Genomic DNA, 16,509 nt, shown 5'->3' on the forward strand with positions numbered 1-16,509 from the left:
GTCGACCGGGTCGCCCCGGTCACCGCGCCGCCTCCGCCGCCACCGTCGACCGGATCGCCTCGACCAGGATGGCCAGCCCCTCCCGGGCCTCGGCCTCGGTGAGCGTCAACGGTGGACCCATCCGCACCACGTTGCCGTGCAGGCCGCCCTTGCCGACCAGCAGGCCGCCGGCCCGGCACGCCTCGACGACCCGGCCGGTCAGCGCCGGATCGGGTTCCGTGCCACCCGGCTGGACGAACTCCACGGCGAGCATCAGCCCGCGGCCCCGGATCTCGGCCACCCCGTCGAGGTCGGCGACCGCGGCCCGTAGGCCGTCGACGAGGATCGCGCCCACCCGGGCGGCGTTGGCCTGCAGGTCGTGGTCACGCAGGTAGTCCAGGACGGCGTTGCCGGCGGCGGTGCAGAGCGGGTTGCCGCCGAAGGTGGAGAAGCTGATCGCCGGCACCGACTCCATGATCTCGGCCCGGCCGACGACACCGGCCAGCGCGAACCCGTTGCCGATGCCCTTGGCGAAGGTGAGCAGGTCCGGGGTGACCCCGTGCGCCTGGTAGCCCCAGAAGTGCGCGCCGGTACGCCCCCAGCCGGTCTGCACCTCGTCGGAGATGAGCAGGATGCCGTGCTCGTCGAGCACCTTGCGCCAGCCGGCGAACAGCCCGTCGGGCGGGGTGACGAAACCGCCGACCCCCTGGACCGGCTCGGCGATCAGGCAGGCCACGTCGCCGCTGGTCTGGGTGGCGAGCACCTCGCGCAGATCCTCCACGGCGGCGTCGATCCGGTCGTCGGCGGGCAGCCGGGCGAGCAGCCCGCGCAGCCGTTCCCCGGAGTGCAGCCAGGCCACCTGGAGCGGGTTGTGCGCGCTGGCCGTCCAGGCCCGGTTGCCGGTGATCCCCATCGTCGCGTACGACCGGCCGTGGTAGCTGTTGCGGACGGCGAGGATCTGGTGCGAGCGGCGGTAGCTGGTGGCGGCCAGCAGCGCCGCCTCGTTCGCCTCGGTGCCGGAGTTGGTGAAGAAGACCCGGGCGTCCGGGATGCCGGCGACCTGGACGATCTTCTCGGCCAGCTCCACCTGCTGCCGGATCAGGTAGAGGGTGGAGGTGTGCACCAGGCCGGTGCGCAGTTGACGCTGCACCGCCTCGCGGATCTCCGGGATGTCGTAGCCGATCATGTTGGTCAGCACGCCGCCGAAGAAGTCCAGGTAGCTGCGCCCCTGGGCGTCGGTGACCCGGCGGCCGGACCCGGCGACCAGCTCGATCGGCTCGGCGTAGTAGAGCGGCATCCAGGACGGGAGCACGGCCCGGTGTCGGGCCAGCAGGTCGTCGGCGGTCATCGGCACACCCTTCCGCGGCGGGGTTCGCGTGCCCCGCACGCTGCCACCCCGGCCGGCCGCCGACAACTGCCACTGTGTCGCCCGACCGCCGCCCCGCCTGACACGACGTCACCCGACCGGCACGGACGGCACGGTCTGGCGGTCGGCGCGGCACGGTCTGGCGGTCGGCGCGGCGCGGCCGGTCGGCACGGCGCGGCGCGGCGTGGCCGGTCGGCCCGGCACGGTCTGGCGGTCGGCGCGGCACGGCCGGTCGGCACGGCCGGGTGCGGGCTCAGCCGGCGGCGGTGGCCCGGATCGCCTCGGCGAACACCTCGGAACGGTGCTCGAAGTTGCGGAACCGGCCGTAGCTGGGCGCCGCCGGGGACAACAGCACCACCCCGTCGGACGGGGTCACCGCCCGCGACAACCGGACCGCGTCCGCCAGGTCGTCCACCACCTCGGTACGCACCTTCGGCAGCCCGGCCAGCGCCGCCACGATCCGGGGACCGCTGTCCGGGATGCCGATCACGGTCAGCTCCCGCTCGGCCAGGTGGGTGGCCAGCGGGGTGTAGTCCAACCCCCGGTCGGTGCCCCCGACGATCACCGTCAACGGCCGCCCGTCGTACGCGTCGATCGCGTGCATCGCCGCGTACGGGCTGGTGGCGAGGGTGTCGTCGACGAAGGTCAGCCCGGACGGGTCGACGATCTCGGTGAGCCGGTGGGCCAGCCCGTGGAACCCGGCGACCGCCACCGCCAGGGTGTCCCTGTGGGCGACGACGTCCACGCCGACCGCGTCGAGGACGCAGAGCGCCACGCAGAGGTTGCCCGCGTTGTGCCGGCCGACCAGCGGCAGCACCGCCCTGGCGAACAGCGGCTGGTCGCCGAGGTGGAACCAGTCGGTGCCGTCCGGGCCGGTGGCGACGTGCACGGTGTCGGGCAGCCCGGCGCGCACCGCCGCCCGGTCGCCCAGTTCCAGGGCGAGGCGCGGGTCGTTGCCGTTGACCACCACCGTGCGGGGACCGTACGCGATCAGGTTCAGCTTGTCGCGGTAGTACTCGGCCTCACCGCCGTGCGCGTCCAGGTGTTCGGGGAACAGCGCGGTGACCACCGCCACCCGGGGCGAGTCGGCCAGGTCGCTGCACTGGTAGCTGGACAGCTCCAGCACGTACAGCTCGGCCTCGGGCAGGTCGAGGGTGGGCACGCCGATGTTGCCGCCCAGCACGTTGGGCCGGTCCACCGCCGCGAGCAGGTGGCTGATCAGGCTGGCGGTGGTCGACTTGCCCTTGCTGCCGGTGACCCCGATCGTCCGGTCGGCGTGGTCGGCCATCCACAGGGCGGTGCCCTGGGTGACGGTCGCCCCCCGCGCCCGCAGCTCGACCAGCCACGGGTGGGTGTTGGGCACCCCCGGCGACCGGACGACGATCTCGGCGGCGGCCAGCCGGGCGAACCCCTCCTCCCCGGTGACCAGCGGCGCGGCCTCGGCGAGCGGGCCCTCCCAGGCCACGGTGAGGAAGTTCGCGCTGTCGTCGACGGCGACCAGGTCGGCCGGGCCGTGCGCGGCGATGGCGGTCACGGCGGCGCGGCCCTCCCGGCCGGCCCCCCAGACGGCGACGGTACGGCCGCGCAGATCGGACAGGCGCACGAACTCTCCCTGAGGTGTCGACGGTGGGGTCGGGTCCGCTCCCGGCACAGCGGACCCGACCGGACGAACCAGGGCCTAGTATGGCGTGTGCCCAACGAGCAGCTCCGGCGGATGGACGCCTTCACCTTCCCGTCGTACTCGTTCGACCCCGCCACCGGCGTGGCGTCGTTCGACTACCTCCTGACCGGCCCCGACGGCGAGCAGCGGTTCACCGAGGTGATCACGCTGCCGGTGCCGGCCGGGCCGCCGTCGGCGCAGACGCTGGCCACCCTGGGCCGGGTCCTGGAACTGCTGCACGTGGTGGCCGGGGTCAGCTACTACAAGGCCGCCGCCCCGCCGCGCCTGGTGCTGCCGACGCCGCTGGGTGGGGCCGCCGCCGCGCTGGTCACCGCCGTCTACACCAAGGGTCTCGCCGAGTACGCCTACCGCAACCAGCTCCCGCACGTGCTGGAGCTGCGTCCCGAGGTGCCGGCCGGCGAGGTCCCGCCCCCCCGGGTGTACGACGACTCCGACCGTCGTCCGCTGTCGGCCGTCGGCGGCGGCAAGGACTCCATCGTCAGCCTGGAGGCGCTGCGTCGGGGCGGCTTCGACCCGGTGCCGTTCTCGGTCAACCCCAACCACGTGATCGTCGCGGTGAACGAGGCGTCCGGATTGCCGGCGCTGGCCGCCCGGCGACGGCTCGACCCGGTGCTGTTCGACCTGAACGCCGCCGGGGCGCGCAACGGGCACATCCCGGTCACCGCGATCAACTCGCTGATCGCGGTCGCCACCGCCGTGCTGCACGGGCTCGGGCCGGTGGTGATGTCCAACGAGCGGTCCGCGTCCGACCCGAACCTGATCTGGAACGGTCACGAGATCAACCACCAGTGGTCCAAGGGGGTCGAGGCCGAGGGGCTGCTGCGGGCGGCGCTGGCCGGGCACGCGGGGCTGACCGAGCCGTACTTCTCACTGCTGCGCCCGCTGTCGGAGCTGCACATCGCCCGGCTGTTCGCCACCATCGACCGGTACGACGCGGTGGTGACCAGTTGCAACGCCGCGTTCAAGCTGCGTGACGCCAGCGCCCGCTGGTGCCGCGACTGCCCGAAGTGCCGGTTCGTCTTCCTCGCCATGGCCCCGTTCATGACCCGGGATCGGGTGGTCGGCATCTTCGGCGGCGACCTGCTGGCCGACGAGACGCAGATCCCCGGCTACCGGGAACTGCTCGGCGTGGACGGGCACAAGCCGTTCGAGTGCGTCGGCGAGGTGGAGGAGTCGGTGGTGGCGTTGAGCCTGCTGGCCGCCCAGGACCAGTGGCGTGACGCCCCGGTGGTCCGCGCCCTGGTCGACGCGGTCCCCGCCGCCGCCTGGTCGACGGCGGCCACCTCCGACGTCTTCACCCCCGCCGGGCCCCACCACGTCCCCGCCGCCTACGCCAAGACCCTGGACACCCTGACCTGATCCCGCTCCCCCGCCCACCTCACCCGACCCCCACCGCCCCAGCCTCGTCACCCCGGCCCTCATCGCCCCAGCCTCATCGCCCCGCCCTCATCGCCTCGGTGATCAAGAGGTTCGCGTCACCGCGACGGCGACATCTGACGCATTCCTCTTGATCACGGTGAACCAGCCGGCCGGACGGGCGGTGATCAAGAGGAATGCGTCACCGGGGCGGCGAAATCTGACGCCAATCTCTTGATCACGGTCGACGGGCGGGCCGCGCGAGTGGCGATCAAGAGGTTCGCGTCACCCGGGCTAGGAAATCTGACGCATTTCTCTTGATCACCGGGCACGGGCCGGGCGGGCACGGGCCGGGCGGGTACAGGCCGGGCAGGCGCGGGCCGGGCCGGGGACGGGGCGGGAGGGTGGTGGGGCGGGGAGGTGGGTCAGGGGGTGCGGATGGCGTCGAGGGCCAGCAGGGCGACGTGCAGGGAGAGGCAGGCTTCGACCGAGTCGAGGTCGACGCCGAGGATCCGGCCGATCCGGGCCAGCCGTTCGTAGAAGGCCGGTCGGGACAGGTGCGCGGCGACCGCGCCGGCCGACTTGTTGCGGCCCTGCTCCAGATAGGCGCGCAGGGTGCCGAGCAGTTGCTCCCGGGGGTGCTGGGCGTCGTGGGCCAGCAGCGCGCCGAGTTCCCGTTCGACGAAGGTCTGCAACCGGGGCTCGTCGCGTAACAGGTGCAGCAGGCCGGCCAGCCCGACGTGCGGCAGCCGGAAGACCGGCAGGTCACGGCTGTCCCGGCGGGCGGCCTCGGCGACCTGACGGGCCTCGACCAGCGAGCGGCGTACCTCGCGCAGGCTCGCCACCCCGGATCCGGCGGCGACGAGCACGCGCGCCGGCTGGTCGGGGTGGCGGCGGCGCAGCGCGGTGGCGAACGCGGCCAGCGCGCGGTCCTCGGCGGCGGCGTCCGGCAGGGCGAGCAGGACCCCCACCGCCTGGTCGTCGACGGGGCTGGTCAGCCCGGTCAGCTTCGCCTCCCGTAGCGCCTGGCCGACCGCCTCGGCGAGGTCACGTAGCCGGGCCGGGCCCGCCTCGGCGGCGTCGGCCGGGCCGCCCTCGCCCGGTCCGGCGGGTTCGGCCGGGGTGTCGCGGCGGAGCCGGACCATGACCCCGATCAGGTGCCGACGCTCCAGGGGCACCCCCAGCGCCCGCGCCCGCAACGCGATCTCGTCCACCGGCCGGGAGTGGTCGAGCAGGCCGGTGAGCAGGGTGTGGTGCAGTTGCCGTTCCAGTCCCTCGGCGTCGCGGCGGATCAGCCGGCCCAGCGCCAGGGTCGAGGCGGCCCGCTCCACCAGGATGGTCAGCCGGGTGGGCGGCGTGCCGACGGGACGGCCGTCGCCGAGGCCCGCCCGTGCCGGCCAACGCAGCAGCAGCCGACCCCAGTCCTGCCCGCGCGCGCCGACGGTCGTGACCAGCCAGCCGCTGTCACTGTCGTACGCCGTGCGGCCGGCGGGGCGCAGCCGTCGGGAGTGCTGCTCCCAGCCGTCCAGCAGCAGTTCGGCGTTCTCCCCGGCCGGGTCGTAGGCGAGCACCTGCCGGGACAGGTTCTCCAGCACCACCGGGCAGCCGGCCAGCGCGGCGGCCTGCCGGACCACCTCGGCGGCCCCGGCGCCCTCGACGGACAGTTCGGTGAAGCGTTGGTGGATCTCCTCGGCGGCCCGCAGCTCGTGCAGTTGGGCGTCGACGATCAGGGCGTGCACCGCCTCGGTGATCCGCACGAACGGGGTGGCCCTCCGCAGCTCGACCAGGGGCAGCCCGCGCCGGGCGGCGGCCACGGCCATCACCCGGGGCACCTCGGTCGGGTAGCGGCGGCCCAGCTCGACCACGAGCCCGGAGACGCCCACCGCGACGAGGTCGCCGATGAAGGCACGCAGTCCGGTGTCGTCGGCGGGCAGTCCGATGCCGGTGGTGAGCACGAGTTCACCCCCGCCGAGAAGGGTGGCGATGTCGGGCACCTCCGCCACGTGCACCCAGCGCACCGGCCGGTCCAGGCCGGCCTCCCCGGCGACCAGCCGGGGCGCGCCGCGGCGGACCGGGTCCAGCGCGAGCACCTCACGGACGGTAGGGAACACGGGCGACACGCTACCCTCCGTGACCCCGAGCCCGGCCATCCACCGTGCGTCGCCGCCCCGACGACGGGGGCGGCCCCACCGGCCGGGACGGTGACCCGTCCCGGCCGGTGGGGCGACGGTCAGTCGACGCCGAACTCCATCGCGGCCCGGTCGAGGGCCTCGTCGTCGGCGGTGGCGACGCCCCGCGAGGCGATGGCCTCCGCGCCGCCCTGCGGCATCGCCCCGATCAGCCCGGTGGAGGCGGCCTGCGCGGCGCCGACCGCACGCTGCGGGGCCGCCCCGCCGACCAGGCCGAGGGTGGCGTACTGCTCCAGCTTGGCCCGCGAGTCGGCAATGTCGAGGTTACGCATGGTGAGCTGGCCGATCCGGTCGGACGGGCCGAAGGCCGAGTCCTCGGTACGCTCCATCGACAGCTTGTCCGGGTGGTAGCTGAACGCGGGGCCGGTGGTGTCCAGGATCGAGTAGTCCTCGCCCCGGCGCAGCCGCAGGGTCACCTCGCCGGTGACGGCGGTGCCCACCCAGCGCTGCAGCGACTCGCGCAGCATCAGCGCCTGCGGGTCGAGCCAGCGGCCCTCGTACATCAGCCGGCCGAGGCGGCGGCCCTCGTGGTGGTAGTTGGCCAGGGTGTCCTCGTTGTGGATGGCGTTGACCAGCCGCTCGTAGGCGGCGTGCAGCAGCGCCATGCCGGGGGCCTCGTAGATGCCCCGGCTCTTGGCCTCGATGATCCGGTTCTCGATCTGGTCGGACATGCCCAGGCCGTGCCGGCCGCCGATGGCGTTGGCCTCCAGCACCAGGTCGACGGGGCTGCCGAACTCCTTGCCGTTGATCGTCACCGGGCGGCCCTGGTCGAAGCCGATGGTGACGTCCTCGGTGGGGATCTCCACGGACGGGTCCCAGAACCGGACCCCCATGATCGGGCTGACCGTCTCGATGCCGGTGTCGAGGTGCTCCAGGGTCTTGGCCTCGTGGGTGGCGCCCCAGATGTTGGCGTCGGTGGAGTACGCCTTCTCGGTGCTGTCCCGGTAGGGTAGGCCGCGTTCCAGCAGCCACTCCGACATCTCCTTGCGGCCACCCAGCTCGGTGACGAAGTCGGTGTCCAGCCACGGCTTGTAGATCCGCAGCTGCGGGTTGGCCAGCAGGCCGTAGCGGTAGAACCGCTCGATGTCGTTGCCCTTGAAGGTCGAGCCGTCGCCCCAGATCTGCACGTCGTCGGAGATCATCGCCCGGACCAGCAGGGTCCCGGTCACCGCCCGGCCCAGCGGGGTGGTGTTGAAGTAGGCCCGGCCGCCGGAGCGGATGTGGAAGGCGCCGCAGGTCAGCGCGGCCAGCCCCTCCTCGACCAGGGCGGCACGGCAGTCGACCAGGCGGGCGACCTCGGCGCCGTAGCTGAGCGCACGACCGGGCACCGACTCGATGTCGGGCTCGTCGTACTGGCCGATGTCGGCGGTGTAGGCGCACGGGACGGCGCCCTTGTCGCGCATCCACGCGACCGCGACCGAGGTGTCGAGGCCGCCGGAGAAGGCGATGCCGACACGTTCGCCGATGGGCAGGGAGGTGAGAACCTTGGACACAAGGAAGATTATGCACGCCCCCGCATTCTCATGCAAATAGCCGGGGGTCGTGGCGGCTACCCGTCGACCGGGTCGTCCCGGCCCAACTCCCAGAACGCCACCGCCGCCGCCGCGGCCACGTTCAACGAGTCCACGCCGCGCCGCATCGGGATCACCACCCGCACGTCGCTGGCCGCCTGCGCCGCCCCGGTCAGGCCGGGGCCCTCCGCCCCCAGCAGCAACGCCGCCCGCGCCCGCTGCGCCGGGGTCAACCGCTGCACCGGTACGGCGTCCGCCGCCGGCGTCATCGCGAGCACCGTGAACCCCGCCGCGCGTACCTCGTCCAGGCCGACCGGCCAACGGTCCAGCTTCGCGTACGGCACCGCGAACACCTCGCCCATGCTGACCCGCACGCTGCGCCGGTAGAGCGGATCGGCGCAGGACGGCGAGAGCAGCACCGCGTCGATGCCGAGCGCGGCGGCCCCCCGGAAGATCGCCCCGAGGTTGGTGTGGTTGTTGATGTCCTCCAGGATCACCACCCGACGGGCGGCGGCCAGCACCTCGGCGGCGGTGGGCAGGGGTTTGCGGTGGAACGAGGCGAGCACACCCCGGTGGACGTGGAAGCCGGTCGCCTTCTCCAGCACGTCGGGCGTGGCCGCGTAGACCGGGGCGTCCCCAGTGTCCAGGTCGACGAGCTGGTCGACCCGCTTGGCGTCGACCAGGTACGACCGGGCCGGATAGCCGGCCCGCAACGCCCGGCGCAGCACCAGCTCCCCCTCCGCGATGAACAACCCGTGCGGGGGCTCCCAACGGGTACGCAGCTCGACGTCGGTCAACGCCCGGTAGTCGGCGATCCGGGCGTCGTCGGGGTCGGTGATCTCGTGTACGGGCACCGCCCGATTCTGCCGGCCCCCGGCGTGTGCCTGCGGGGCGGTACCCGCCCACCGCCCGCCGGCCCGGACCGGCCCGCCGGTCGGGCTCCCCGGAGCCGGTCGGGTTGCCCGGGGCGACCGGGTTCCCCGGGGCGACCGCGTTCCCCGGGTGACCGCGTTCCCCGGGGTGACCGGGTTTCCCGGGGCGTGGCGCGGGAAGGGGGGCGGGAAGCGGACGCGACCGGAGGGACCACCACGATGAGCGCAGCGGGCACCACCGACGGCCGGTTGCCGAGGAACGCCACGGTCGCCGACCACATCGTGGCCCGGCTCGCCGAGTGGGGGGTGCACCGCTACTTCGGCTACCCGGGTGACGGCATCAACGGGATGACCTCCGCCCTGCAACGGGCCGGCGACCGGGTGGAGTTCGTCCAGGTACGCCACGAGGAGACCGCCGGCTTCGCCGCCGGCGCGCACGTCAAGTACGGCGGCGGCCCGCTCGGCTGCGCCCTGGCGACCAGCGGCCCCGGCGCGATCCACCTGCTCAACGGCCTCTACGACGCCAAGCTCGACCACCAGCCGGTGGTGGCCCTGGTCGGCAACACCGCGCTCACCGCCGAGGGCGGCGGCTACTACCAGGAGGTGGACCTGCTCGCCCTCTACAAGGACGTGGCCGGGGACTTCCTGGCCCAGCTCGACGATCCGTCCCAGGTGCGGCACCTGGTGGACCGGGCCTGCCGGACGGCGCTGTCCCGCCGGACGGTGACCGCGCTGGTGCTCCCGCTGGACGTGCAGGACGAGCCGGCGGTGCCGGACCCGCCGCACGCGCACGGCTACTACCACACCAGCGCGGCCCCCAGCAGCATGCCGACCGTGCCGCCGGAGGCAGAGCTGCGCCGCGCGGCGGAGGTGCTGCGCGGCGGCGAGAAGGTGGCGATGCTGGTCGGGCAGGGCGCGCTCGGCGCCGAGGCGGAGGTACGCCTGATCGCCGACCGGCTGGGTGCCGGGGTGGCCACCGCCCTGCTCGGCTTCACCGCCGTCGACCACCGCGAGCCGTGGGTGACCGGGGCGATCGGGTTGCTCGGCACCCGGCCGAGCTGGCAGCTCATGCAGGAGTGCGACAGGCTGCTGATCGTCGGTAGCAACATGCCGTACTCGGAGTTCTATCCGCCGCAGGGGCAGGCCCGTGCGGTGCAGATCGACCTGGACGGCACCCGGATGGGGCTGCGGTACCCGACGGAGGTCAACCTGACCGGCGACGCCGGACCGACCCTGCGGGCGCTGCTGCGGGAGCTGGGCGACGGGCCCGCGCCGACGGCCTGGCGGGCGACCATCGCGGACGCCACCTCGGGCTGGCGGCAGGCCCAGGCGGAACTGGCCGGGCAGCCCGCGCACCCGGTGAACCCGCAACTGCTGTTCCACACCCTCAACGACGCGCTGCCCGACGACGCGATGATCGCGGTGGACTGCGGCACCGCCACCGCCTGGTACGCCCGCCACCTCCAGGTCCGCCCCGGCATGCTGGCCAGCCTCTCCGGCACCCTGCTGTCGATGGGCGGGGCCATGCCGTACGCCCTGGCGGCGAAGTTCGCCCACCCGGACCGTCCGGTGGTGGCGTTGATCGGTGACGGGGCGATGCAGATGAACGGGGTCAACGAGTTGATCACCGTGGCGAAGAACTGGCGGCACTGGGCCGACCCGCGTTTCGTGGTGCTGGTGCTCAACAACCGGGATCTGGCGTTCGTCAGCTGGGAACAGCGCTCCACCGAGGGCACCCCGCGTTATCCGGCCAGCCAGGACCTGCCGGACGTCGCGTACGACAGGTGGGCCGAGGTGCTGGGCCTCGACGGTGTGCTGGTCGAGCACCCCGACCAGGTCGACGGCCTGTGGCGACGGGTGCTGACCGCCGACCGCCCGGTGGTGGTGAACGCGGTGGTCGACCCGGCGGAGCTGATGCTGCCCCCGCACTTCACCCTCGACCAGGCCCGCAAGACGGCGGCGGCCCTGCTGCGCGGCGACACCGACCGGGCCGGCATCGTCCGCCGGGGCATCCCCGCCACGCTGGCCACCTACCGTCCCCGCCGCCGCTGACCCACCCGCCGCTGACCCGCCACCGGGGCCGGGGCCGCTCGCCATGTCGCCACAACAGCGGGGTCGGCGCGGTACCGACCCCGCTGTTGTGGCGATGATGGGTCGATCATGGACGGGGCGCGCCGCCCTGTCGATCGGGCCGCACCCGGCGGGTACGGCGATCATGGGATGCGGTGTCGATCATGACTCGCCCGCCCCGCCGGTGGGCCTGAGCTGTTGCCCGGGAGGGCTAACGTGCCCGGGGTGCGACGATCGACGATGGTGGCGCTGGTGGGCGTGGACGGGTCCGGGAAGTCGACCCAGGCCAGGGCGCTGGCCCGGCGGCTGACCTCGGCGGGCGTGCCGGCGGTCTACCTGGAGAACGCCGGCGGCCGGCCGCTGTGGAACCGGCTGGCGCAGGCGGTGGGCCGCCGCGACGGCGTGCACCTGTTCGGCAGGCGCTGCTATCCGCTGCTGGAGGCGACGGTGCGCTGGCTGGCGCTGGCCCGCGCGGTGGCGGTCACCCGGCTGACCGGGCGGGTCGGGGTGATGGACCGCTGGACCTGGTGCCAGTACGTGATCATGCGGGCCCGGGGTGACCGGGGCGTCCGCCTGGTCCGCGCCGCGTACGTCGTCTTCCCGAAGCCCGACCTGATCTGCTTCCTGGCGGTCACCCCGGAGCTGGCCCGGCAGCGGGTGCTGGCCCGGGGCATCGACACCGAGGAGTTGGCGCACCTGACCGCGCTGGACGCCGGCTACCGGGAGCTGGCCGGGTTCGCCGACTTCACCGTGATCGACGGCGACACCGACCCGACGACGGTGGCCGCCGCCCTGGACCGGGCGGTCGCCACCGTCACCACCCGGCGGTAGACAGGCCCGCCCGGCGGTGGCGCGGAACAGCCCAGGCCCGCCCGGCGGTGGGCGCGGAACAGCGGTATCCGGCGGGAGGGACACCGCTGTTCCGGCGACATCGCAGGTGGGCTCTCCGAGCGGGAGCGGCGCAGGCTCGATCATGCAGCCCGGGTCGGGCCGGAGCCGGGTGACAGCGGGTCAGCCCCGGCGGTTCTGCAGCCAGCGGAGCAGGTCCAGGGGGAGGTTCTGGTCCTCCCGCTGCGGGGTCCGGGGGGTCGGGCGGGGCGTGGGGCGCTGCGGGTTGCCGGCGAGTTCCCGGCTGGGGGCGGTGAAATCCCGCACCGGCAGGCCGTCGACCGCGGTACGGATGGTCCGGGCGACCGCCGTGATCACCTCACCCTGCACGGCCGCGCCGACCACGTCGCTCGGGTCGTCGGGGTTGGCGGCGATGCCGGCGACCGCGACCTGCGGGGTGAACCCGACGAAGGTCTCGGTGGCGTTCTTCTCCGAGCTGCCGGTCTTGCCGGCCACCGGGCGGCCCACGATCCCGTCGACCCCACCGGCGGTGCTGCCGTTGCACTGCCCGTACGCCGACTGCTGGCCGACCGGGCAGCGGGCCGCGTCGGTGGCCGCCCGCGCCACGTCCGCCGACAGCACCTGCCGGCAGGCCGGCTGGCCGACCGGCACGGTCGCGCCGTCCGGGCCGGTCACCGACACCACAGGCGTCGGTGCGCAGTACGTCCCCTCGGCGGCCACCGTCGCGTAGGCGTTGGCCAGGTCGAGCGGGGTGGTGGCGGACACCCCGAGGGTGAACGCCCCCCAGTTGTCGGCGTCGTGCGCGGCGAGGTCGGCGTCGGTCCGGGCCCGGAAGGTGATCCCGAGACGCTGCGCCATCTCCACCACCTTGGCCGGGCCGACCTGCTCCTCCAGCCAGACGAAGTAGGTGTTCACCGAGCGGCCGAAGCCGTCCCACATCATCCGGTAGCCGTCCATCCGCGCCGGGTTGGCGTTCGCCGGGCACCACCTGCCGCCGCAGGAGGCCTCCCCCTCGGCGGGGAACCGGGTGGTCAGCCGGCTCGGCGAGTCGAAGCCGGTGGACAGGGTGCGGCCGTTCTCCAGCGCGGCCAGCATGGTGAACAGCTTGAACGTCGAGCCGGCCTGGTAGCCGGTGATGCTGCCACCGCCGGAGACCAGCGGGTTGACGGTCTGCCCGTCGCCCACCCCGTACTCCCGGTTCACGGCCAGGGCGAGCACCCGGCCGGTGCCGGGCTCGACGGCGGCGATCGGCAGCGCGCGGGCGTCGTCGGCGGGGTAGACCTTGCGGGCCTCGGCGGCGGCGGTGGCCTGGACGTCCGGGTCGAGGGAGGTGACCACCCGGTAGCCGCCCCGGCGCAGCGCCTGCTCCCGTTCCTGCGCGGTCGCCCCGAAGGCGGGCTGCTCCAGCCACCAGCGGCGCAGGTAGTCGCAGAAGAAACCGGCGTCGGCGGTGACCGTGGCGGTGCAGCCGTTGGGCTGGGCGGTGGGGTGCAGGGTCAGCTTCTCGGCGCGGGCCGCGTCGGCCTCGGCGGCGGTGACCGCGCCGGTGGCGACCATCGAGTCGAGCACGTACCCGCGCCGCTGCAGGGCCGCGTCCCGGTCCCCGTCGATCGGGCTGTACTCGTCGGGCGACTGGACCAGGCCGGCGAGCAGCGCGGACTCGGCGAGCGTCAGGTCGGCCGGCGCCTTGCCGAAGTAGCGCTGGCTGGCGGCGGCGACCCCGTACGCGCCGGAGCCGAAGTAGGCGATGTTGAGGTAGCGGTTGAGGATCTCGTCCTTGCTGAGCGTCTTCTCCAGCTCGGTGGCGTACCGGATCTCCTGGAGCTTGCGCCCGACGGTCTGCTCGGTGGCCGCCTCCCGCTCCTCGGCGGTCCGGCTGGGGTCGCTCTTGAGCACGTTGCGCACGTACTGCATGGTCAGCGTGGAGCCGCCCTGGGCGGTGCCGCCGCCGGTGACGTTGGCGACCAGGGCCCGCGCCATGCCGCGCAGGTCGGCCCCGCCGTGGGAGTAGAAGCGGCGGTCCTCGGCGGCGACGATGGCCTGCCGCAGCGTCGGGGCGATCTCGGCCAGCGGCACGTCGGTGCGGTTGACGTCGTAGAACGTGGTGAGCAGCGTCTTACCGTCGTTGGCGTAGAGGTAGGAGCGCTGCGGGGTGGCGGGGGTGCGCAGCGCCGCCGGCAGGTCGTCGAACGCCCCGAGCACCGCCCTGGTGGCGAGTCCCGCGAGCAGGTTGCCCGGCAGCGCGGCGACCGCGAGGACCAGGCCGGCCAGCAGGCCGGCGAGCAGCACGGTGAGCAGCCGCGTCAGCGGCGTCCGGGGTGAGGACATGCGGGTAAGCATTGCCACCGCACGGGCCAGCAGCCCACTCCGGCACCCGATTGTCAGGTAACTCACCGTGACCTGCCAGCGACTTCCCCGATCGGGTGCCCTGTCGTCCCCGTCCGTCCGGTCCATCCCGTCTCTCCCCACGGCTCGGTGATCAAGAGGTTTGGGTGCGTCCCGTCCGGATTTCCGACTCGAAGCTCTTGATCACCGGGGTGGGAAGCAGGGTGGGGAGGGTCAGGGGGTGGTGACGCTGGCGGTGGCGGCGTCGCGGGCGACGGTGGCCGGGACGAGCCGGCCGGAGCGGTAGCCGATGCCGATGCCGGCGACCAGCACGAAGATCGCCCCGAAGGTCTGCAGCGGGCCGAACAGCGCGCCGCCGAGGCCGAGCAGCGGGGCGGCGATCATCAGCATCGCCCCGTCGCCGATCGCGAACGCCCCGGACCGGGCCACCGCCCAGCCGATGAGCAGCCAGCCGGCGGTGTAGCAGGTGGCGCCGAGCAGCACCAGCGTCCGGGCGGTGGTGCCGAAGACGGGGGTCGACGCGGCCAGGCCGGCGAAGGGCAGCATCAGCACCGTACCGCCGATGCTGGTCAGCAGCCCGGCCACCGCGCCCCGCCGGCTGCGGGTGGCCGCGAGCAGGCCGGTGAGCGCGAGCAGGGCGAGCAGGCCCAGCCAGATCGCCGCCACCCAGCCGAGCAGGTAGAGCGGCTGACCGTCGGCCGGATAGGGGTCGTTGCCGACCCCGCCGTCGCTGGCCATCGCCACCGTGCCGGTGAGCACCGCGTAGGCGGGCAGCAGCCAGACCGCGGCGCGGGCCAGCCGGCGCAGCGACCAGGCCCAACTGGCGTCGGTGGCGGGTGCTGCCGGTCCGGGGTCGCCGACGAAGGGCAGCACCCCGAAGCCGCCACCGGTGCGCCGGGTTCCCAGCGGGCCGGCGGGGTCGTGTGCGCCCGGAACGGGGGTACGGGAGAACAGCCGCTGCGCCGGGTCCTTCATGCCTCACCTCGTCCGCTCCGCCGGGCGACGCCGGCTGCCTGCACGGGCGGGCCACCGGGCCGACCCGTCTGCGGCGACGGGTGACCCGGAACGCGTCGACGCCCCGGGCCTGACCACCACCCGTCCCTCAGGACCGATCGTGGCAGGCGCCGGGGCGCCTGATGAGCGTTTCTCACATTTGCCGCCCGGGGTGGGCGGCGGCGGGGTCAGGCCCGTTCGCGCTGGTCGGCCGGGTCGTTGACCAGGCTGGCCGGGGAGACCGGCTCGGGCGCCGGCAGCCCCTTCGGCACGTTGCCGCCGGTGGCCTGCGCCTCGGCGACGCGGACCTCGTCGTGGATCTGCTGGGCGGCGCTCGCCGCCGCCTCGGCGGCCTCGGCGGCCTCCCGCTCGACCTCGCTGGCGGTGCGCTTCGCCTCGGGAGCCGGCTCGTCGCCGACCATCCTGCTCAGCCCGCCCAGCGCGCCGCCCATGCCCTCCAGCGCCTTGGTCAGCTCGGCCGGGACGATCCAGACCTTGTTGGCCGTGCCGTTGGCGATCTGCGGCAGCGCCTGGAGGTACTGGTAGGCCAGCACCTTCTGGCTCGGGTTGGCGGTGTGGATCGCGTCGAAGACCGTCCGGATCGCCTTCGCCTGACCCTCGGCCTGCAGGATGCGGGCCTGCCGGTCACCGTCGGCGCGCAGCACCGCCGCCTGCTTCTCACCCTCGGCGGTGAGGATCTGCGACTGCTTGTGCCCCTCGGCGTTGAGGATGGCCGCCCGGCGGTCCCGCTCGGCGCGCATCTGCTTCTCCATCGAGTCGCGGATGCTCGGCGGCGGCTCGATCGCCTTGATCTCCACCCGGGTGACCTTGATGCCCCACCGGCCGGTGGTCTCGTCGAGCACACCGGAGAGGTGCCGGTTGATCTCCTCCCGGCTGGTCAGCGCGCGCTCCAGGTCGAGCGAACCGATCACGTTACGCAGCGTCGTGACGGTCAACTGCTCGATCGCCTGGATGAAGTTGGCGATCTCGTAGGTCGCCCGGACCGAGTCGACCACCTTGTAGTAGAGGACGGTGTCGATCGACACCACCAGGTTGTCGGAGGTGATCACCGGCTGCGGCGGGAAACTGACCACCTGCTCCCGCATGTCGACCTTGGTACGCACCGCGTCGACGAACGGGACCAGCAGGTTCAGGCCCGGGTTCAGGGTGCTCTTGTACTTGCCGAGCCGCTCCACCACGTCCTGACGCTGCTGCGGCACGATCCGCACCGCCTTCGCCAGCGTCACCACTATGATCAACGCTACGGCCACCAACAGGACCGCGATGAATTCCATAC

11 protein-coding genes are annotated in these 16,509 nt (G+C 73.8%); 3 read left to right on the forward strand and 8 right to left on the reverse strand.

From position 1 onward, the window contains the following. Positions 1 to 19 precede the first annotated feature (19 nt). Together ACN268_RS11960 and murD are read right to left on the reverse strand one after the other, a co-directional pair. Entirely contained in the window at positions 20 to 1,327 is a 1,308-nt protein-coding gene (locus ACN268_RS11960) for an aspartate aminotransferase family protein (protein ID WP_421483269.1), read from the reverse strand. A gap of 271 nt (positions 1,328 to 1,598) precedes the next feature. Beyond that, the gene (gene murD, locus ACN268_RS11965; protein ID WP_421483270.1) at positions 1,599 to 2,948 is read right to left on the reverse strand and encodes a UDP-N-acetylmuramoyl-L-alanine--D-glutamate ligase; all 1,350 of its coding nucleotides are present in this window, start codon (positions 2,946 to 2,948) and stop codon (positions 1,599 to 1,601) included. Between the two features lie 87 nt (positions 2,949 to 3,035). Between murD and ACN268_RS11970 the strand changes: the two genes are divergently transcribed. Next, positions 3,036 to 4,385 carry a hypothetical protein gene (locus ACN268_RS11970; protein ID WP_421483271.1) on the forward strand — a complete coding sequence of 450 codons (1,350 nt, stop codon included), beginning with the start codon at positions 3,036 to 3,038 and terminating at the stop codon, positions 4,383 to 4,385. A gap of 422 nt (positions 4,386 to 4,807) precedes the next feature. On the opposite strand, the gene ACN268_RS11975 is transcribed toward ACN268_RS11970, so the two are convergent. The 3 genes from ACN268_RS11975 to ACN268_RS11985 all read right to left on the reverse strand — a co-directional run bounded on the left by ACN268_RS11975 (position 4,808) and on the right by ACN268_RS11985 (position 8,936). Beyond that, positions 4,808 to 6,532, reverse strand: a complete 1,725-nt coding sequence (locus ACN268_RS11975; protein WP_421483272.1) for a PucR family transcriptional regulator — start codon at positions 6,530 to 6,532, stop codon at positions 4,808 to 4,810. 80 nt (positions 6,533 to 6,612) lie between these two features. Beyond that, positions 6,613 to 8,064 carry an argininosuccinate synthase gene (gene argG, locus ACN268_RS11980; protein WP_421483273.1) on the reverse strand — a complete coding sequence of 484 codons (1,452 nt, stop codon included), beginning with the start codon at positions 8,062 to 8,064 and terminating at the stop codon, positions 6,613 to 6,615. Positions 8,065 to 8,120: 56 nt separating this feature from the next. Next, positions 8,121 to 8,936: a TrmH family RNA methyltransferase gene (locus tag ACN268_RS11985; RefSeq protein ID WP_421483274.1), complete on the reverse strand. Its 816-nt coding sequence runs from the start codon at positions 8,934 to 8,936 to the stop codon at positions 8,121 to 8,123. 237 nt (positions 8,937 to 9,173) lie between these two features. Here ACN268_RS11985 and ACN268_RS11990 point away from each other — a divergent pair, with 237 nt between their 5' ends. Both ACN268_RS11990 and ACN268_RS11995 read left to right on the forward strand, forming a co-directional pair. Beyond that, positions 9,174 to 11,006, forward strand: a complete 1,833-nt coding sequence (locus tag ACN268_RS11990; protein ID WP_421483275.1) for a thiamine pyrophosphate-requiring protein — start codon at positions 9,174 to 9,176, stop codon at positions 11,004 to 11,006. A gap of 243 nt (positions 11,007 to 11,249) precedes the next feature. Next, positions 11,250 to 11,855, forward strand: coding sequence for a dTMP kinase (locus tag ACN268_RS11995; protein ID WP_421483276.1), 606 nt, complete (start codon positions 11,250 to 11,252; stop codon positions 11,853 to 11,855). Positions 11,856 to 12,035: 180 nt separating this feature from the next. On the opposite strand, the gene ACN268_RS12000 is transcribed toward ACN268_RS11995, so the two are convergent. The 3 genes from ACN268_RS12000 to ACN268_RS12010 form a co-directional block, all read right to left on the reverse strand. Next, positions 12,036 to 14,267 carry a transglycosylase domain-containing protein gene (locus ACN268_RS12000; RefSeq protein ID WP_421483277.1) on the reverse strand — a complete coding sequence of 744 codons (2,232 nt, stop codon included), beginning with the start codon at positions 14,265 to 14,267 and terminating at the stop codon, positions 12,036 to 12,038. A 165-nt stretch (positions 14,268 to 14,432) separates the two neighbouring features. Beyond that, positions 14,433 to 15,194, reverse strand: coding sequence for a hypothetical protein (locus ACN268_RS12005; protein ID WP_421483278.1), 762 nt, complete (start codon positions 15,192 to 15,194; stop codon positions 14,433 to 14,435). Between the two features lie 206 nt (positions 15,195 to 15,400). Next, positions 15,401 to 16,507, reverse strand: coding sequence for an SPFH domain-containing protein (locus tag ACN268_RS12010; RefSeq protein WP_421483279.1), 1,107 nt, complete (start codon positions 16,505 to 16,507; stop codon positions 15,401 to 15,403). Positions 16,508 to 16,509: the final 2 nt, after the last annotated feature.

The sequence above is a fragment of the Micromonospora sp. WMMD735 genome, from assembly GCF_049178995.1.
Classification (GTDB): Bacteria; Actinomycetota; Actinomycetes; order Mycobacteriales; family Micromonosporaceae; genus Micromonospora; species Micromonospora wenchangensis.